This is a genomic window from Streptomyces europaeiscabiei, assembly GCF_036346855.1.
Classification (GTDB): Bacteria; Actinomycetota; Actinomycetes; order Streptomycetales; family Streptomycetaceae; genus Streptomyces; species Streptomyces europaeiscabiei.
Window position 1 is genome coordinate 7043163 of the sequence record NZ_CP107841.1, and the last position, 15605, is coordinate 7058767.

At 69.5% G+C, this 15605-nt stretch carries 13 protein-coding genes; 6 read left to right on the forward strand and 7 right to left on the reverse strand.

Translation table 11 applies throughout. From position 1 onward, the window contains the following. The first annotated feature begins 93 nt into the window (after positions 1 to 93). A complete protein-coding gene (locus tag OG858_RS30970; protein ID WP_319269809.1) occupies positions 94 to 852 on the forward strand; it encodes a class I SAM-dependent methyltransferase in 759 nt (252 codons plus the stop codon). 78 nt (positions 853 to 930) lie between these two features. Here the strand turns inward: OG858_RS30970 and OG858_RS30975 are convergent, their stop codons facing one another. Genes OG858_RS30975 through OG858_RS30985 form a run of 3 tightly spaced genes read right to left on the reverse strand, consistent with a single transcriptional unit; the run spans position 931 to position 3632 of the window. Next, complete coding sequence (locus tag OG858_RS30975; protein ID WP_037695195.1) at positions 931 to 1692, reverse strand: amino acid ABC transporter ATP-binding protein; 762 nt, start codon at positions 1690 to 1692, stop codon at positions 931 to 933. Further along, positions 1689 to 2630 (reverse strand): amino acid ABC transporter permease, encoded by a 942-nt coding sequence (locus OG858_RS30980; RefSeq protein ID WP_319066578.1) that lies wholly within the window; start codon positions 2628 to 2630, stop codon positions 1689 to 1691. The genes OG858_RS30975 and OG858_RS30980 overlap by 4 nt, the downstream gene beginning before the upstream one ends. Before the next feature lie 36 nt (positions 2631 to 2666). Further along, positions 2667 to 3632 carry an ABC transporter substrate-binding protein gene (locus tag OG858_RS30985; RefSeq protein WP_319066580.1) on the reverse strand — a complete coding sequence of 322 codons (966 nt, stop codon included), beginning with the start codon at positions 3630 to 3632 and terminating at the stop codon, positions 2667 to 2669. A gap of 609 nt (positions 3633 to 4241) precedes the next feature. Here OG858_RS30985 and OG858_RS30990 point away from each other — a divergent pair. The 4 genes from OG858_RS30990 (at position 4242) to OG858_RS31005 (ending at position 7878) form a co-directional block, all read left to right on the forward strand. After that, positions 4242 to 5483 carry an NAD(P)-dependent malic enzyme gene (locus OG858_RS30990; RefSeq protein WP_319066582.1) on the forward strand — a complete coding sequence of 414 codons (1242 nt, stop codon included), beginning with the start codon at positions 4242 to 4244 and terminating at the stop codon, positions 5481 to 5483. Positions 5484 to 6018: 535 nt separating this feature from the next. After that, on the forward strand, positions 6019 to 6984 hold the full coding sequence (locus OG858_RS30995; RefSeq protein ID WP_319269805.1) for a zinc-binding dehydrogenase: 966 nt from the start codon (positions 6019 to 6021) through the stop codon (positions 6982 to 6984). A 103-nt stretch (positions 6985 to 7087) separates the two neighbouring features. After that, positions 7088 to 7297 carry a helix-turn-helix domain-containing protein gene (locus OG858_RS31000; RefSeq protein WP_007384656.1) on the forward strand — a complete coding sequence of 70 codons (210 nt, stop codon included), beginning with the start codon at positions 7088 to 7090 and terminating at the stop codon, positions 7295 to 7297. Beyond that, entirely contained in the window at positions 7297 to 7878 is a 582-nt protein-coding gene (locus OG858_RS31005; RefSeq protein WP_319066586.1) for a Clp protease N-terminal domain-containing protein, read from the forward strand. Before OG858_RS31000 ends, OG858_RS31005 begins: the two co-directional genes overlap by 1 nt. A 186-nt stretch (positions 7879 to 8064) precedes the next feature. Here OG858_RS31005 and OG858_RS31010 read toward each other — a convergent pair whose 3' ends face one another. After that, positions 8065 to 9201: a PadR family transcriptional regulator gene (locus OG858_RS31010; protein WP_319066588.1), complete on the reverse strand. Its 1137-nt coding sequence runs from the start codon at positions 9199 to 9201 to the stop codon at positions 8065 to 8067. A gap of 1 nt (position 9202) precedes the next feature. Beyond that, positions 9203 to 10291, reverse strand: a complete 1089-nt coding sequence (locus OG858_RS31015; RefSeq protein ID WP_319269803.1) for a DUF4097 family beta strand repeat-containing protein — start codon at positions 10289 to 10291, stop codon at positions 9203 to 9205. Positions 10292 to 10525: 234 nt separating this feature from the next. Here OG858_RS31015 and OG858_RS31020 point away from each other — a divergent pair, with 234 nt between their 5' ends. Next, a complete protein-coding gene (locus OG858_RS31020) occupies positions 10526 to 11377 on the forward strand; it encodes a hypothetical protein (protein ID WP_328544231.1) in 852 nt (283 codons plus the stop codon). A 44-nt stretch (positions 11378 to 11421) separates the two neighbouring features. Here OG858_RS31020 and OG858_RS31025 read toward each other — a convergent pair whose 3' ends face one another. After that, on the reverse strand, positions 11422 to 11604 hold the full coding sequence (locus tag OG858_RS31025) for a DUF6104 family protein (RefSeq protein ID WP_037695221.1): 183 nt from the start codon (positions 11602 to 11604) through the stop codon (positions 11422 to 11424). An 85-nt stretch (positions 11605 to 11689) separates the two neighbouring features. Next, positions 11690 to 15484 carry a multifunctional oxoglutarate decarboxylase/oxoglutarate dehydrogenase thiamine pyrophosphate-binding subunit/dihydrolipoyllysine-residue succinyltransferase subunit gene (locus tag OG858_RS31030; RefSeq protein WP_327724872.1) on the reverse strand — a complete coding sequence of 1265 codons (3795 nt, stop codon included), beginning with the start codon at positions 15482 to 15484 and terminating at the stop codon, positions 11690 to 11692. Positions 15485 to 15605: the final 121 nt, after the last annotated feature.

Sequence of the window (15605 nt, forward strand, 5' to 3'; positions counted from 1 at the left end):
TATGGTCGTGATGCGGGTCAGGTAATGGCTGCTCGTACTTACAGGGTATTACGTGGTAGACGGAAGATGCGGTATGCGGACAGAGGGGACCTCATGACCACCACGGCCGGAACCGACTGGCATGCCTGGCAGAAGAGCTGGGACCGCCAGCAGGAGTGGTACATGCCGGACCGCGAGGAGCGGTTCCGGGTGATGCTCGACATGGTCGAGGCCTTCGCCGGCCCCGAGCCCCGTGTCCTCGACCTCGCCTGCGGTACGGGTTCCATCACGTCCAGACTGTTCGCGCGGTTCCCGAAGGCCGTCAGTACCGGCGTGGACCTCGACCCGGCGCTCCTCACCATCGCCGAGGGCACGTTCGAGGGCGACCGGCGGGTCACCTTCGTCACCGCCGACCTCACCGACCCCGACTGGACGACGCGACTGCCGTACGACTCGTACGACGCCGTCCTGACGGCCACAGCCCTGCACTGGCTGCACAGCGAACCCCTCGCCGCTCTCTACGGTCAGGTCGCGGAACTCGTCCGCGACGGCGGTGTCTTCATGAACGCGGACCACATGATCGACGAGACGACGCCCCGGATCAACGCGGCGGAGCGCGCGCACCGTCACGCGGGTATGGAACAAGCCAAGGCGGACGGCGTCGTCGACTGGGCCGAATGGTGGCAGCTCGCCGCCCAGGACCCTCTCCTCGCCGCGCCGACGGCCCGCCGTTTCGAGATCTACGGAGAGCACGCCGACGGTGACGTCCAGAGCGTCGGCTGGCACGCACGCGTCCTGCGCGAGAAGGGCTTTGCCGAGGCCCGCGCGGTGTGGTCCTCGCCCTCCGACTCGCTGGTGCTGGCCGTGAAGTAGAGCGCCGCCGCACCGGTACACGAGTAAGGGGCGGTACGGGATTCCGTACCGCCCCTTCACTCCTGTCTCGCCGCCGCTCTACAGCACCTTGGACAGGAACGACTGGGTGCGCTCCTCCTGGGGGTTGGTCAGCACGTCACGGGGGTTGCCGGACTCGACCACCACCCCGTCGTCCATGAAGACCAGGCTGTCGCCGACCTCGCGGGCGAAGCCCATCTCGTGGGTGACGACGACCATCGTCATGCCGGACTCGGCCAGGTCGCGCATGACGTCGAGGACGTCGCCGACCAGCTCCGGGTCGAGCGCCGAGGTCGGCTCGTCGAAGAGCATCAGCTTCGGCTCCATGGCCAGCGCGCGGGCGATGGCCACGCGCTGCTGCTGACCGCCGGAGAGCTGGGACGGGAAGTTGCCCGCCTTGTCGCCGAGACCGACGCGCTCCAGCAGTTCGCGGGCGCGCTCGCGGGCCTGGGCCCTGCTGACGCCCTTGACCTGGACCGGCGCCTCCATGACGTTCTCCGCGGCCGTCATGTGCGGGAACAGGTTGAAGCGCTGGAACACCATGCCGATGTCACGGCGCTTGAGCGCGACCTCGCTGTCCTTGAGCTCGTACAGCTTGTCGCCCTTCTGGCGGTAGCCGACCAGCTCGCCGTCGACGTACAGCCGTCCGGAGTTGATCTTCTCCAGGTGGTTGATGCACCTGAGGAACGTGCTCTTGCCGGAGCCGGAAGGGCCGATGAGGCAGAACACCTCGCCCGTCTGCACCTCCAGGTCGATGCCCTTGAGGACCTCGACGGGGCCGAACGACTTGTGGATGCCCTCGGCCTTCACCATGGCGGTCATGCCGAGACTCCCTTCGGGCGGCGCACGGGCAGCACGGCCGTCTTGAAACGCTGCATCGGTGTCGGCGGGAGGGTCCGGGAGGAACCCTTCGCGTAGTGCCTCTCCAGGTAGTACTGCCCGACGCTGAAGATGCTGGTCAGGATCAGATACCAGGCGGCGGCGAGGAACAGCATCTCCACGGTGGAGCCGGAGCCCTGGCCGATGTCCTGGGCCGCCTTGAGCAGATCCACGTACTGCACCGTCGAGACGAGCGACGTGGTCTTCAGCATGTTGATGACCTCGTTGCCCGTGGGCGGCACGATCACGCGCATCGCCTGCGGGATGACGACCCGGCGCAGGGTCTTGGAGTGGCTCATGCCGAGCGCGTGCGACGCCTCGGTCTGGCCCTCGTCGACCGACAGCAGACCGGCACGGCAGATCTCCGCCATGTACGCGGCCTCGTTGAGACCGAGGCCGAGCAGCGCCGTCAGCAGCGGCGTCATGAACGAGGACCAGTAGTCCTTGTAGATCGGGCCGAGGTTGATGTACTCGAAGACCAGGCCCAGATTGAACCAGACGAAGAGCTGGACCAGGACCGGCGTGCCGCGGAAGAACCAGATGTAGAACCACGCGATCGACGAGGTCACCGGGTTCTTGGACAGCCGCATCACGGCGAGCAGGATGCCGCCGACGATGCCGATCACCATGGACACCACGGTGAGCAGGAGGGTGTTCAGGACACCCTCGATGATGCGGTCGTCGAAGAAGTAGTCGGGGATCGCGCCCCAGTTGATCTTCTTCGCCTGCGCGAACGCGTAGATGATCGAGCCGAGGAGAGCGAGCGCGATGGCCGCGGACACATAGCGCCCCGGGTGCCGGACCGGAATGGCCTTGAGGGCCTCCGGGCCGGCGGGGGGAGTGTCCGAGGGACCGTCCGTCTTGCTGACGTCAACAGTCACGGGTGGAGCCTTTGCCTTTCAGAACCGAGCCGAGATTCAGGAGCCGCCGTTGACCTTGGCCTCGGTGATCGCGCCGTCCTCGACGCCCCACTTCTTGATGATCTTCTCGTACTCGCCGCTGTCGATGATCGCCTGGACGGCGGCCTGCAGCGCGTCACGCAGCTCGGTGTTGTCCTTGGCGACGGCGATGCCGTACGGGCCGGCCTCGACCTGGTCGCCGACGATCTCGAAGTAGTCGCCGCCGCCCGAGGTCTTCACCGAGTAGGCGGCGACCGGGTAGTCGGCGGAGACGACGTCCGCACCCTTGGAGCGCATCCGGGTCTCGGCCTCGGGGTTGGTGGCGAAGTCCTCGATCTTGAGCGCCTTGCCGCCGTCGTCCTTGCACTTCTTCGCCTGGTCCTTGGCGAGATCGTGCGAGAACGTGTTGCGCTGCACCGCGATCGTCTTGCCGCAGAGGTCGTCCCAGGTCTTGATGCCCTGGTCGTCGCCCTTGTTGGTGTACAGCGAGACACCCGCGGTGAAGTAGTCGACGAAGTCGACGCCGGTGCCGACCTTCTTGCCGGTGTCGGCGTCGATGCCCTCCTGGCGGTCCTTGGTGTCGGTCATGGCCGACATCGCGATGTCGTACCGCTTGGCCGCCAGGCCACCGATGAGGGTGTCGAAGGTGGCGTTCTGGAACTTGAAGTCCACGCCGAGCTGCTTGCCCATCGCCGCGGCGATGTCGAGGTCGATGCCGACGACCTTGCCGGACTCGTCCTTGTACTCCACCGGGGCGTACGCGATGTCCGAACCGACGTTGATCACGCCCTTGTCCCGGACGGCCGCGGGGAGCTTGTCGGCGAGCGGGGCCGCGCTGGTGGAGGCGGTCTCGGAGCCGGTGTCCTTGCTCTTGGTCTGGTCACCGCAGCCGGTGAGCAGCAGGGTGCCCGCGACCGCGATCGCTCCGACGGCGGCTGTACGGGAACGCAGGCCGGTCGTACGACAGGTGGTGCTTGCGGTCATGGTGGGTTCCTCCGGCGGGGTGGTGTGGAGTTGCCGACAGGTCGACGATTAACACGCGTCTTCGAGTGTGGCGACCTCGTGTGATTACGGCATCTTGCCATTCGGGCATGTGCATTCAGATGACCAGCCATGTCAAAATCGGATAACGGGTGACCCCCGTATGACCCACGAACCGCTGCGGACCGGGTGATCACACCGGATCCTGTGCGGGGATTCCTCCTTCCGGCCGGAAGATCTTCGGCGCATCTCAGGATGCGGTCGGCTGCGATCTCCGCACTCATGGCCGTACAGGACTTGTCGTGATGTGACCCGACTTGTCCCGTCATCCGTCGATGAGTCGAACGATCCATGATCGTCTTCAAATGACCTTCGAGTTGTGACCTTCGAGGTATGAGGACGTGTGGACTCGTCGCCGGTACCGTCCGTCCGGTAAGAAGGTTCCTTACACCCCTCATCCGGGGCCCAGGGCGCGTGTGCGGCGCGCCCGTCGCGTCTGAGCCCGCAGGCGTCGCTGTACGTATCGGTGACCTGGGCCTTACGCGGTGCCCGCCCGCTCCCGAACCGGGAGCGGAACACCCTCGAACCATGAAGATCTAAGGGGTAAAAAAAGTGGCAGCGGAGATTGTCAATCCTCGCACCGACAGCGGCGACGGCAGTACGGGTCAGGAGGGCGGAGGGGAGCCTCTCAATTCCCTCGACTCCTTCGACCCCGCCTTCGCGCTGCACCGCGGCGGCAAGATGGCCGTGCAGGCCACCGTGCCGATCCGTGACAAGGACGACCTGTCCCTCGCCTACACGCCCGGCGTCGCGCGGGTGTGCACCGCCATCGCCGAGCAGCCGGACCTGGTCAACGACTACACCTGGAAGTCGTCGGTCGTCGCCGTCGTGACGGACGGTACGGCGGTTCTCGGGCTCGGCGACATCGGCCCTGAGGCCTCCCTCCCCGTGATGGAGGGCAAGGCGATCCTGTTCAAGCAGTTCGGCGGCGTCGACGCGGTGCCGATCGCGCTCGCCTGCACGGACGTCGAAGAGATCATCGAGACCGTGGTCCGACTCGCGCCCTCCTTCGGTGGCGTGAACCTGGAGGACATCTCCGCGCCCCGCTGCTTCGAGATCGAGAAGCGGCTCCAGGAAGCCCTCGACATCCCGGTCTTCCACGACGACCAGCACGGTACGGCGGTCGTGACGCTGGCGGCGCTGCGCAACGCGGCAAAGCTGACCGGCCGAGGGCTGGGCGATCTGCGGGCCGTGATCTCGGGTGCGGGCGCGGCCGGTGTGGCCATCGCCAAGATGCTGCTGGAGGCCGGTCTCGGCGATGTCGCGGTCGCCGACCGCAAGGGCATCGTCTCCGCGGACCGCGAGGACCTCACGCCGGTCAAGCGGGAGCTTGCCGAGCTGACCAACAAGGCCGGGCTCTCGGGCTCCCTGGAGGACGCCCTCGCGGGCGCGGACGTCTTCATCGGCGTCTCCGGCGGTACGGTCCCGGAGCAGGCGGTGGCCTCGATGGCCCAGAACGCGTTCGTGTTCGCCATGGCCAACCCCAACCCCGAGGTGCACCCGGACGTCGCCCACAAGTACGCGGCCGTCGTCGCGACCGGGCGCTCCGACTACCCGAACCAGATCAACAACGTCCTCGCCTTCCCGGGGATCTTCGCGGGCGCGCTGCAGGTGCGGGCCTCCCGGATCACCGAGGGCATGAAGATCGCGGCGGCCGAGGCGCTGGCGTCGGTCGTCGGGGACGACCTCGCCGCTGACTACGTCATCCCGTCGCCCTTCGACGAGCGGGTCGCCCCGGCGGTGACCGCGGCGGTCGCCGCGGCGGCTCGGGCCGAGGGTGTGGCTCGGCGCTGATTTTTTGGGGCGGTGCGGGGTGGTTCTTCGCCCCCGCCGCCCCTACCCATTCCCTTCCCCAGGGGCTGTGCCCCTTCGACCCCCGTCGCGTGGGACGGTTCGGGGTGGGTGGGCAGGCGCGGGTTCGGTGGGGGCTGGTCGCGCGGTCCCCGCCGCCCCTGGAAAACAGGGGCTGCGCCCTGTGCTTTTCGGCCCGAGAAGGCCGTAGGCCCTCAAGGGGATCAAGGGGTGTGGGGAACTGCGCGAGGAGCCCCGCTCGGTCAAGGGGTGTGGGGAACTGCGCGAGGAGCCCCGCTCGGTCAAGGGGTGTGGGGAACTGCGCGAGGAGCCCCGCTCGGTCAAGGGGTGTGGGGAACTGCGCGAGGAGCCCCGCTCGGTCAACGGGCGTGGAGAACTGCGCGAGGAGCCCCACTCGGCCGCAGTCGTCTACGAACCCGCCCCCCAAGCTGTCAGGCGCCGAGGCCGACTGGGACGGGACGCGTGTCACAGCGCTCTTCCGTTCCATCGCCCCCGGCGTCGCCCTATGGTCAGGCGCATGTTCGCTGCCTACGCCGCCCGCATCGACCGTGACCAACCGCTCAACGGACTGGAGTTGGGTGACCTCCCGGCCCCTGGACCGAGGCCCGGCTGGACGACCGTGAAGGTGAAGGCCGCCTCGCTGAACCACCACGACCTGTGGTCCCTGCGGGGGGTCGGCCTCGCGGATGACAAGCTGCCCATGATCCTCGGCTGTGACGCCGCCGGTGTCGACGAGGACGGCAACGAGGTCGTCCTGCACTCGGTGATCGGCCAGACCGGCCACGGTGTCGGCCCCGAGGAACCCCGCTCGATCCTCACCGAGCGCTACCAGGGCACCTTCGCCGAGCTAGTCTCCGTCCCCACCTGGAACGTGCTCCCGAAGCCGGCGGAACTCTCCTTCGAGGAGGCCGCGTGCCTGCCCACCGCCTGGCTGACGGCCTACCGCATGCTCTTCACCAACGCAGGTGTACGCCCCGGCGACTCCGTCCTCGTCCAGGGCGCCGGCGGTGGTGTCGCCACCGCCGCGATCGTGCTCGGCAAGGCGGCCGGACTGCGGGTGTTCGCCACCAGCCGGGACGAGGCCAAGCGCAAGCGGGCCCTGGAGCTGGGCGCGGTGGAGGCGCTGGAGTCGGGGGCACGGCTGCCGCAGCGCGTCGACGCGGTCATCGAGACCGTCGGCGCCGCCACCTGGTCCCACTCGGTGAAGTCGCTGCGCCCCGGCGGCAGCCTCGTCATCTCGGGTGCCACCAGCGGTGACCGCCCCTCCCACGCCGAACTGACCCGCATCTTCTTCCTCGAACTCAAGGTCGTCGGCTCCACCATGGGCACCAAGGACGAACTGGAGGACCTCCTCTCCTTCTGTGCCGCGACCGGCGTCCGCCCCGTCATCGACGAGGTACTGCCCCTGGACCGCGCCCGCGAGGGCTTCGAGCGCCTGGCAGCGGGGGACCAGTTCGGCAAGATCGTGCTCACCAACCCCTGACGGACTGTTTCGAGACGACGACGGCCGGCCCGGAGATCCGGGCCGGCCGTCGTCATGTCAACTGAGGTTGACGCCACCGTGACTGTCAACGTAAGTTGACATCATGACCGAAGCAACGGATCTCGCCGAGCGCGCGGGCGATCGTGACCCCCGGGTCGGGCTGCGGGCCGTCGCCGCACTGCGGAGGCTGCTGGAGCAGTTGGAGTCGGTGCAGGTGCGCAGCGCGCGCAATCAGGGCTGGTCGTGGCAGGAGATCGCCGCGGAACTCGGAGTGAGCAGGCAGGCCGTGCACAAGAAGTACGGGAGGCATTGATGTTCGAACGGTTTACGAAAGACGCCCGTGCCGTGGTCCTGGGCGCGGTCGACCACGCCGAGCGCGCCCACGCGAGGGAGGTCACCGAGGAGCACCTCCTTCTCGCCCTGCTGGACCGCAAGGCCAGCCGGGCCTCGTTCGCCCTGGCCGCGCTGGGGCTCGCCGAGGCCGACCGCCGGGACTCCGTGGAGCGGGCGCTCGCCGAGGCCCGGCGCCGGGGCGGCCTCTCCCGAGCCGACGTGGATGCCCTCTCCGGCCTCGGCATCGACCTCTCGGAGATCGTCTCCCGCGTCGAAGAGGCCCACGGGGTGGGGGCGTTGGAGTCGGACCGGAAGGGCGCCAGGAGCGGCTGGGGGATTCGCTCCGGCCACCGCCCCTTCACCCGTGACGCCAAGGACGTCCTCACCCGCTCCCTCCGCACCGCCCATGCCCACCGCGACCGGCACATCGGCGACGAACACCTCCTCCTCGCCCTCACCACCCGCCCCGGCGTCCCGGCCGAGGTCCTCGCGGACCATGGGGTGACATACGAGGCGCTGGAGCGGGTTCTGTATGGGGCGGGGGAGGCCAAGGCGGGGTGAGAGTGGGCTGGGAGGTGGGGCGGGGGCCTTCTCCTACGGTGGGGTGCGGACTCGGTGTCGGGGTCGGGGTGGGAGTGGGGGCGATCGTGCCTCGCGGGCTGCTCGTTCGTCGTGGCTTGTCGCGCGGTGTTGCCCCCGCGTCCCTGACAGGGCGGTGGCTCTGACGGGGCCGCGCCCCATCTCGGCTCATCGCTTGGGCATCCGCAGCACCACTCCGATGTGGGCCGCCGCTGTCGACAGGTGGCGGCGGGCGTCGCGGAGTTGGTCCTCGGTCACGCCGTGGTCGCGGGCCGCGTCACGGATGTCGTCGCGGAAGCGGTCCAGGAGGCGGTCGAGGTCGCGGGCCGGATCCCCCGTGGGGGTCTCGTGCACCCAGGCGGGCTCGTAGTCGGCCGGGAACTCCTCGGGAGTGGCCGAGTACTCGGGCTCCTTGGCACCGGCCCGGGTTCCGGTCCTCGCGGCGCCGGAACCCGCCGAGGCCCCGGCGTCCGAACCCCCCTCCGTGCCGGTGGCTCGCGAGCCGGACTCCGCCCCCGTGCGCCCGAAACCGAAGTCCTTGCCGAACTCCTTTCCGAAATCCTTCCCGAACTCGCCGAACTCCTTGGCCAGTTCGGTCAGACCCTCCCGTACGCCCGTCGGCCAGTCGCCCCGGGTGAAGTGGTCCTGGACATGGTCCTGGACTCGCTTGGCGATGCGCTGCAGCTCCTCCTGGGCCTGGGTGCGGGCATGGTCCTGAGCCTCCTTGGCCTGGCGGCGGGCGCGCTGGGCCTCCTCGCGGGCGCGTCGGCTCTCGTCCTTCGCGCGGCGGGCCTGTTCCTTCCACTCCTGCTTGACGCGGCGCATCTCCTCCTTCGCGGCGCGCCAGGACTCGTTGTCGGCGTAACCCCCGAACTCCCCGAGCGGCCCCTGCTCCCCGTCGCCCGTCCCGGCGCCCCTGCGGGCCTCGGAGGCAGCCGCCCGCATCTCGCGGCGCAGGTCGCCCGCCGCGCCCCGTACGTCGGCCCGGATCTCGGCGGCCAGCTCCACCACGGACTCACGGATCTCCAGCTCCAGGTCGGCCAACTCGCCGCTTCGGTCGGCCAGTTCGGCGCGGCCCGCGTCCGTGATCGCGTACACCTTGCGACCGCCCTCGGTGGTGTGGGTGACCAGGCCCTCGGCCTCCAGCTTGGCCAGGCGGGGGTAGACGGTGCCGGCCGAGGGTGCGTACAGGCCCTGGAAGCGTTCCTCCAGCAGCCGGATCACCTCGTAGCCGTGGCGAGGCGCCTCGTCCAGCAGCTTCAGCAGATACAGCCGCAGGCGTCCGTGGGCGAAGACGGGAGGCATGTCAGAGCACCTTCTTGTCGGTCGTGCGGCCGGTCGAGCGGCCGGTCGTGTCGTCGGCCCGGCTGTCGGTCCCGGCGGTCGGCGCGGGCATGTGGCCTGGTGCGTCGTCCGACGACTCGGGTGGGCCGGCGGACGGATTGTCGGTCACGTCGTCGGGCGGGCCGGCGGCGGGCGGGGGGCCGGTGACGTCATCGGTTCGGCCGGCGGCTGAGGGGGGCGGTGGAGCGCTTGACGGTGTGCCGGGCATGCTCCCCGGCTTCTCGTCCCACGGTTCGCTCTCCTCCGCCGGGGGCCTGCGCAGGAGGGCGATGGAGCCGGAGACGGTCGTGGCCTTGAGGCGGCCGTTGCCCGTGCCGAGGCGGCCGGTGACCTTGTGGGCGCCCCAGGGGCCGCTGACGCGGAGGTCTTCGAAGGCGTTGGAGATGGTGCCGCTGGCGGTGTTGGCCTCGACCTCGGCGTCGGTGGGGTGGGGGAGGCGGATGGCGATCTCGCCGGAGACGCTGGTGAGGCCGATGTCGGTGGGGCCGCCCGCGGGGTCGAGGTCGAGGATGATGGAGCCGCTCACCGAGTCGGCCTTCACGCTGGGGCAGGAGCCCTCCATGACGGTCAGGTCGCCGGAGACGGAACTGAGCCGCAGGTCGCCCGTGAGGGCCTGCGTCTCCACGTTCCCCGAGACCGTCGTGGCGCGCACCGGGCCCGACAGGCCGACCAGGGTGGTGTCGCCCGAGATGCCCTTCACTTCCGTACGCCCGTCCAGCCCGGACACGACGGCCGTGGCGCCGACCACGCCCACCTCGACACGGGTGCCCGTCGGGACGGCGAGCGACACCAGGACGTTGCGACGCCAGCCCTTCCGGTCGAGCCATTTCAGGAAGCCCTTCCAGGGCAGGTCGTCGTAGGCCACGGTCAGTGTGCCGTCCTTCTGCGTCACCGTCAGGGGCGGGCCCTCGATGTCGGACACCTCCAGACGGGCGGAACCCCCGTCGGTGCCCACCACGTTCACCGTTCCGTTGACGACTCGCACATGCAGTGCCGTCACCGGATCGTCGAACGTGAGCTTCCGCGGCTCGGCGACGGACCACTCGGACATGGTGCTGACCTCCTCGACAGACCGACAGGACGGAACACGCCACACACGCAACACACGTCACACGTCACACATGCACCACGCACCACGCACCACACGCCGTACGTGTCATGCATGCCATACGCGCAATATCGCGTTTCCGTAATTCACGATATATCGCGGTCACGGAAAGTCAAGACACCCGTTCTGGCGATCCCGCAGGGATATATGCATGCAAATCGCCCTAGCGTGGGGTGTATGTCGACGGAACGCTCCCAGGGATCGCGTGACACCCGGCCCACGCCCGGCCCCGGCGCGCTCCTGCTCTGCCGGGCGGATCCCGACTCCGTCGCCCCGGTCGCCCAACTGCTCCGCGAGCGCATGCTGCTCACCCCGGCCGGTCCGGAGTGGACCGCGCTCGTGCCCGAGGGAAAGCCCTGGCTGCAGGGCGGAGAACCGGTCGATCGCGTCCTCACCGGCTGGGCGGGTGCCCTCGCCGTCGGCGTCCCCTGGCCCGTGCTCGCCCTCTGGTGGGACGCCGACCGCAGCGGCTACACCCTCGCCGCGGGATTCCGCCGCACCGTCGGCTACGTATGGCTGGCGAACGGCACGCCGGCCGGCGAGGACGAGGCGATGCGCACGTTCGCCGCCCGTCTGGGCCTGGACCCGGTCCTCGACGCGCAGTCGCTGGACGGCCTCACGAGGCCCGACCCGGCGGCGGACGCCCGCGCCAGGCTGCTGGGCCTCCTCGCCGTCCTCACCCGCGCGGGAATGACGCTCCCCGCCGGCCTCACCCCGGGCGAACCCGCCGACCGCCTCCGCGAGGTCGCCCGCGTCCAGCCCGGCGTCCAGCGCATCGAGTGGACCGGCTGGCGCGGGGCCGTCCGTACGGAACTCGACGCCCTCGAACGCGGCCGCCTCGGCCCCTGGCTCCCCTGGGCCGGCACCCCCAGAGCCCGCGCGCTGGCCACCGCCCAACTCCTCGCCGGCCTACCGCTCACGGCCTGGGGCCTGCACCGCCGAAGCGCGGGCTGGCTGGTCTCCGGCAGCCTCCTGATCGCCCACGGCACCCTCGGCCTGCTGTACGACCTGGCCCACCCCCGCGACTGACCGCCACGGCCCCTCGGGGATCCGGAGAAGGCCTCCCGGGTCGGTTACTCGTCCTCGTCCTCGTCGTCCAGCCGCGCCAGCCACGTCGCCAGCCGCTCCACCGGCACCTCGAAGTCCGGGTTCAGATCGACGAACGTCCGCAACTGCTCGGCGAGCCACTCGAAGGAGACCTCCTCCTCGCCGCGCCGCTTCTCCAGTTCCTCGATGCCACGGTCCGTGAAGTACATGGGTCAAGGATAAGTGCGCCGAAACGGCCGGGCCGCACCCCCGGAGAGGGGGTGCGGCCCGGTTGCGTACGGACTTCGAGGGCCGTCAGGCCTCGAACACCTCACGCACCAACTGCTCCTGCTCGGCCTGGTGCCGCTTGGCCGAACCCACCGCCGGCGACGAGCCGTGCGGGCGGGAGATGCGGCGCAGGCGCTCGCCGTGCGGGACGTCCGCGCCGACCGCGAGGTCGAGGTGGTCGATCAGGTTGAGGGCGATGAAGGGCCAGGCGCCCTGGTTCGCCGGCTCCTCCTGGACCCAGAGGTATTTCTCGGCGTTCGGGTACTTGTTGACCTCGGCCTGGACCTCGGCACCCGGCAGCGGGTAGAGGCGCTCGATGCGGATGATCGCCGTGTCCGTGACGCCGCGCTTCTGACGCTCGGCCTCCAGGTCGTAGTAGACCTTGCCGGCGCAGAAGACGACCTTCTTGACCGCGTTCGGGTCGACCGAGCCGTCGCCGATGACCGGGCGGAACTCGCCGCTCGTGAACTCCTCCGCCTTCGACGCAGCGGCCTTGAGGCGCAGCATCGATTTCGGGGTGAAGACGACCAGCGGCTTGTGGTGCGGGTTGTGCACCTGCCACCGCAGGAGGTGGAAGTAGTTCGACGGCGAGGTCGGCATCGCGACCGTCATGTTGTTCTGGGCGCACATCTGGAGGAAGCGCTCCGGGCGGGCGGACGAGTGGTCCGGGCCCTGGCCCTCGTAGCCGTGCGGGAGCAGCAGGGTGACGCCGGACGTCTGGCCCCACTTCTGCTCCGCCGACGAGATGAACTCGTCCACGACCGTCTGGGCGCCGTTGACGAAGTCGCCGAACTGGGCCTCCCACATCACCAGGGACTCGGGACGGGCGAGCGAGTAGCCGTACTCGAAGCCCATCGCCGCGTACTCGGAGAGCAGGGAGTTGTAGACGTTCAGCCGCGCCTGGTCCTCGGAGAGGTACATCAGCGGCGTGAACTCCTCGCCCGTCTCACGGTCGATGATCACCGCGTGACGCTGGCCGAAGGTGCCGCGCTGCGAGTCCTGGCCGGCCAGGCGGACCGGGGTGCCCTCCAGGAGGAGAGAGCCGATCGCGAGGGTCTCGCCCATGCCCCAGTCGATCGTGCCGTCCTCGACCATGGCCGCCCGGCGCTGCAGCTGCGGCAGCAGACGCGGGTGGGCGGTGATGTGGTCCGGGACGTTGACCTGGGACGCGGCGATGCGCTTGACGGTCTCCGCCGTGATCGCGGTGTTCACCGCGACCGGGAAGCCGTCCTGCGGGTCGTGGACCTCGCCGGAGACCGGCTGCGAGGTGGCCTCGCGGACCTCCGTGAAGACCTTCTCCAGCTGGCCCTGGTAGTCCTGCAGGGCCTGCTCGGCCTCTTCCAGGGTGATGTCGCCGCGACCGATGAGGGACTCGGTGTACAGCTTGCGCACCGAGCGCTTCTTGTCGATCAGGTCGTACATCAGCGGCTGGGTGAAGGCCGGGTTGTCCGACTCGTTGTGACCGCGGCGGCGGTAGCAGATGAGGTCGATCACCACGTCCTTGTTGAACGCCTGGCGGAACTCGAACGCCAGCCGCGCGACGCGGACCACGGCCTCCGGGTCGTCGCCGTTCACGTGGAAGATCGGGGCCTCGATCATGCGCGCCACGTCCGTGGCGTACATCGAGGAACGCGAGGACTCCGGGGCGGCCGTGAAGCCGACCTGGTTGTTGATGACGATGTGGACCGTGCCGCCGGTGCGGTAGCCGCGCAGCTGCGACATGTTCAGGGTCTCGGCCACCACGCCCTGGCCCGCGAAGGCCGCGTCGCCGTGCAGGGCCACCGGCAGGACCGTGAAGTCCGTGCCGCCCTTGTTGATGATGTCCTGCTTGGCGCGGGAGACACCTTCGACGATCGGGTCCACGGCTTCCAGGTGCGAGGGGTTCGCGACCAGGCTGACCTTGATCTGCTCGCCGTCGAGGCCCGTGAAGGTGCCCTCGGCACCCAGGTGGTACTTCACGTCGCCGGAGCCGTGCATCGACTTCGGGTCGAGGTTGCCCTCGAACTCGCGGAAGATCTGGGCGTACGACTTGCCGACGATGTTCGCCAGGACGTTCAGCCGGCCGCGGTGGGCCATGCCGATGACGACCTCGTCGAGACGGGACTCCGCCGCCGAGTCGATGACCGCGTCGAGCAGCGGGATGACCGACTCGCCGCCTTCGAGTGAGAAGCGCTTCTGGCCGACGTACTTCGTCTGCAGGAAGGTCTCGAAGGCCTCGGCCGCGTTCAGCCGGCGCAGGATGCGCAGCTGCTCCTCGCGCTCCGGCTTGGTGTGTGGGCGCTCGATGCGGTCCTGGATCCAGCGGCGCTGCTTCGGGTCCTGGATGTGCATGAACTCGACGCCGGTCGTACGGCAGTACGAGTCACGCAGGACGCCGAGAATGTCGCGGAGCTTCATCAGGGACTTGCCCGCGAAACCGCCGACCGCGAACTCGCGCTCCAGGTCCCACAGGGTGAGCCCGTGCTCGGTGATGTCGAGGTCGGGGTGCTTGCGCTGGCGGTACTCCAGCGGGTCGGTGTCGGCCATGACGTGGCCGCGGACCCGGTAGGAGTGGATCAGCTCGAAGACGCGCGCGGCCTTGGTGACGTCGTCGTCGTGGCTGGCGTCGATGTCCTTGAGCCAGCGGACCGGCTCGTAGGGGATGCGCAGCGCCTCGAAGATCTCGTCGTAGAAGCCGTTCTCCCCGAGGAGGGAGTTGGCGACGACGCGCAGGAACTCGCCGGAGGCGGCGCCCTGGATGACCCGGTGGTCGTAGGTCGACGTGAGCGTCATGACCTTCGCGATGCCGAGCTTGTTCAGGGTGTCCTGGCTGGTGCCCTGGAACTCGGCCGGGTAGTCCATCGAGCCGACGCCCATGATGACCGACTGACCGGGCATCAGACGCGGCACGGAGTGGACGGTGCCGAGGCCGCCGGGGTTGGTCAGGGAGACCGTGACACCGGTGAAGTCGTCCATCGTCAGCTTGCCGTCGCGGGCGCGGCGGACGATGTCCTCGTAGGCCTGCCAGAACTCGAAGAAGTTCAGCGTCTCGGCCTTCTTGATGCCCGCGACGACCAGCTGACGGTCGCCGTTGGGCTTCACCAGGTCGATGGCGAGGCCGAAGTTGACGTGCGGCGGCTTGACGAGGGTGGGCTTCCCGTCCTTCTCCGCGTAGTGCCAGTTCATCGACGGCATGGCCTTGATGGCCTGCACCATCGCGTAGCCGATCAGGTGCGTGAAGGAGATCTTCCCGCCCCGGGCGCGCTTCAGGTGGTTGTTGATGACGATGCGGTTGTCGAACAGCAGCTTCACCGGGACGGCGCGCACGGACGTGGCCGTGGGCAGTTCCAGGGAGGCGTTCATGTTCTTCGCGACCGCGGCGGCGGGGCCGCGCAGCGTGATCAGCTCCGGGCCCCCGGCGGCGGCAGCGACGGGCGCGGCCTGCTTCGCCGGGGCGGCAGCCGCCGGCTTGGCGGGCGCGGCGGCCGCGGGCTTCGCGGGGGCCGGGGCCGGAGCGGCGGCGACGGGCTTCGGGGCAGCGGGGGCGGGCGCGGCCGGGGCGGCGGGTGCGGCCTGGGCCGGCGCGGCGGGTGCCGCGGGTGTGGTGGTCGCTGCGGCTCCCGCGGCCGCAGTGCTCGCCGGAGCCGAGGCGGCAGCTGCGCCTGGCTTGTAGTCGGCGAAGAAGTCCCACCAGGCTCGGTCTACCGAGTTCGGGTCCTGGAGGTACTGCTGATAGATCTCGTCGACGAGCCACTCGTTCGGACCGAAGGCCGCGGCGGGGTTCTTACCCGCTTGGTCTGCGTCGGTCGAGATGCTCGAGTTACTGGGGGACTGTGGCGACACGGCGGCAACCGCCCTCTTCCGCTTCACAAGGTGATGGACAGCGGGAATCAAGGCTACGCCCCCGTGGCCGGGAAGGTCAGGCCGGGTCCGCTCTTCGTCGCGTAAGTCACATCGGAAAGTG

Coding starts and splice junctions, on each gene's coding strand:
- OG858_RS31010 (WP_319066588.1), bottom strand. CDS start 9,201: ATGCCTCCCGTCTTCGCCCACGGACGCCTGCGGCTGTATCTGCTGAAG.
- OG858_RS31020 (WP_328544231.1), top strand. CDS start 10,526: ATGTCGACGGAACGCTCCCAGGGATCGCGTGACACCCGGCCCACGCCC.
- OG858_RS30985 (WP_319066580.1), bottom strand. CDS start 3,632: ATGACCGCAAGCACCACCTGTCGTACGACCGGCCTGCGTTCCCGTACA.
- OG858_RS30970 (WP_319269809.1), top strand. CDS start 94: ATGACCACCACGGCCGGAACCGACTGGCATGCCTGGCAGAAGAGCTGG.
- OG858_RS31025 (WP_037695221.1), bottom strand. CDS start 11,604: ATGTACTTCACGGACCGTGGCATCGAGGAACTGGAGAAGCGGCGCGGC.
- OG858_RS30995 (WP_319269805.1), top strand. CDS start 6,019: ATGTTCGCTGCCTACGCCGCCCGCATCGACCGTGACCAACCGCTCAAC.
- OG858_RS30975 (WP_037695195.1), bottom strand. CDS start 1,692: ATGACCGCCATGGTGAAGGCCGAGGGCATCCACAAGTCGTTCGGCCCC.
- OG858_RS31005 (WP_319066586.1), top strand. CDS start 7,297: ATGTTCGAACGGTTTACGAAAGACGCCCGTGCCGTGGTCCTGGGCGCG.
- OG858_RS31015 (WP_319269803.1), bottom strand. CDS start 10,291: ATGTCCGAGTGGTCCGTCGCCGAGCCGCGGAAGCTCACGTTCGACGAT.
- OG858_RS31000 (WP_007384656.1), top strand. CDS start 7,088: ATGACCGAAGCAACGGATCTCGCCGAGCGCGCGGGCGATCGTGACCCC.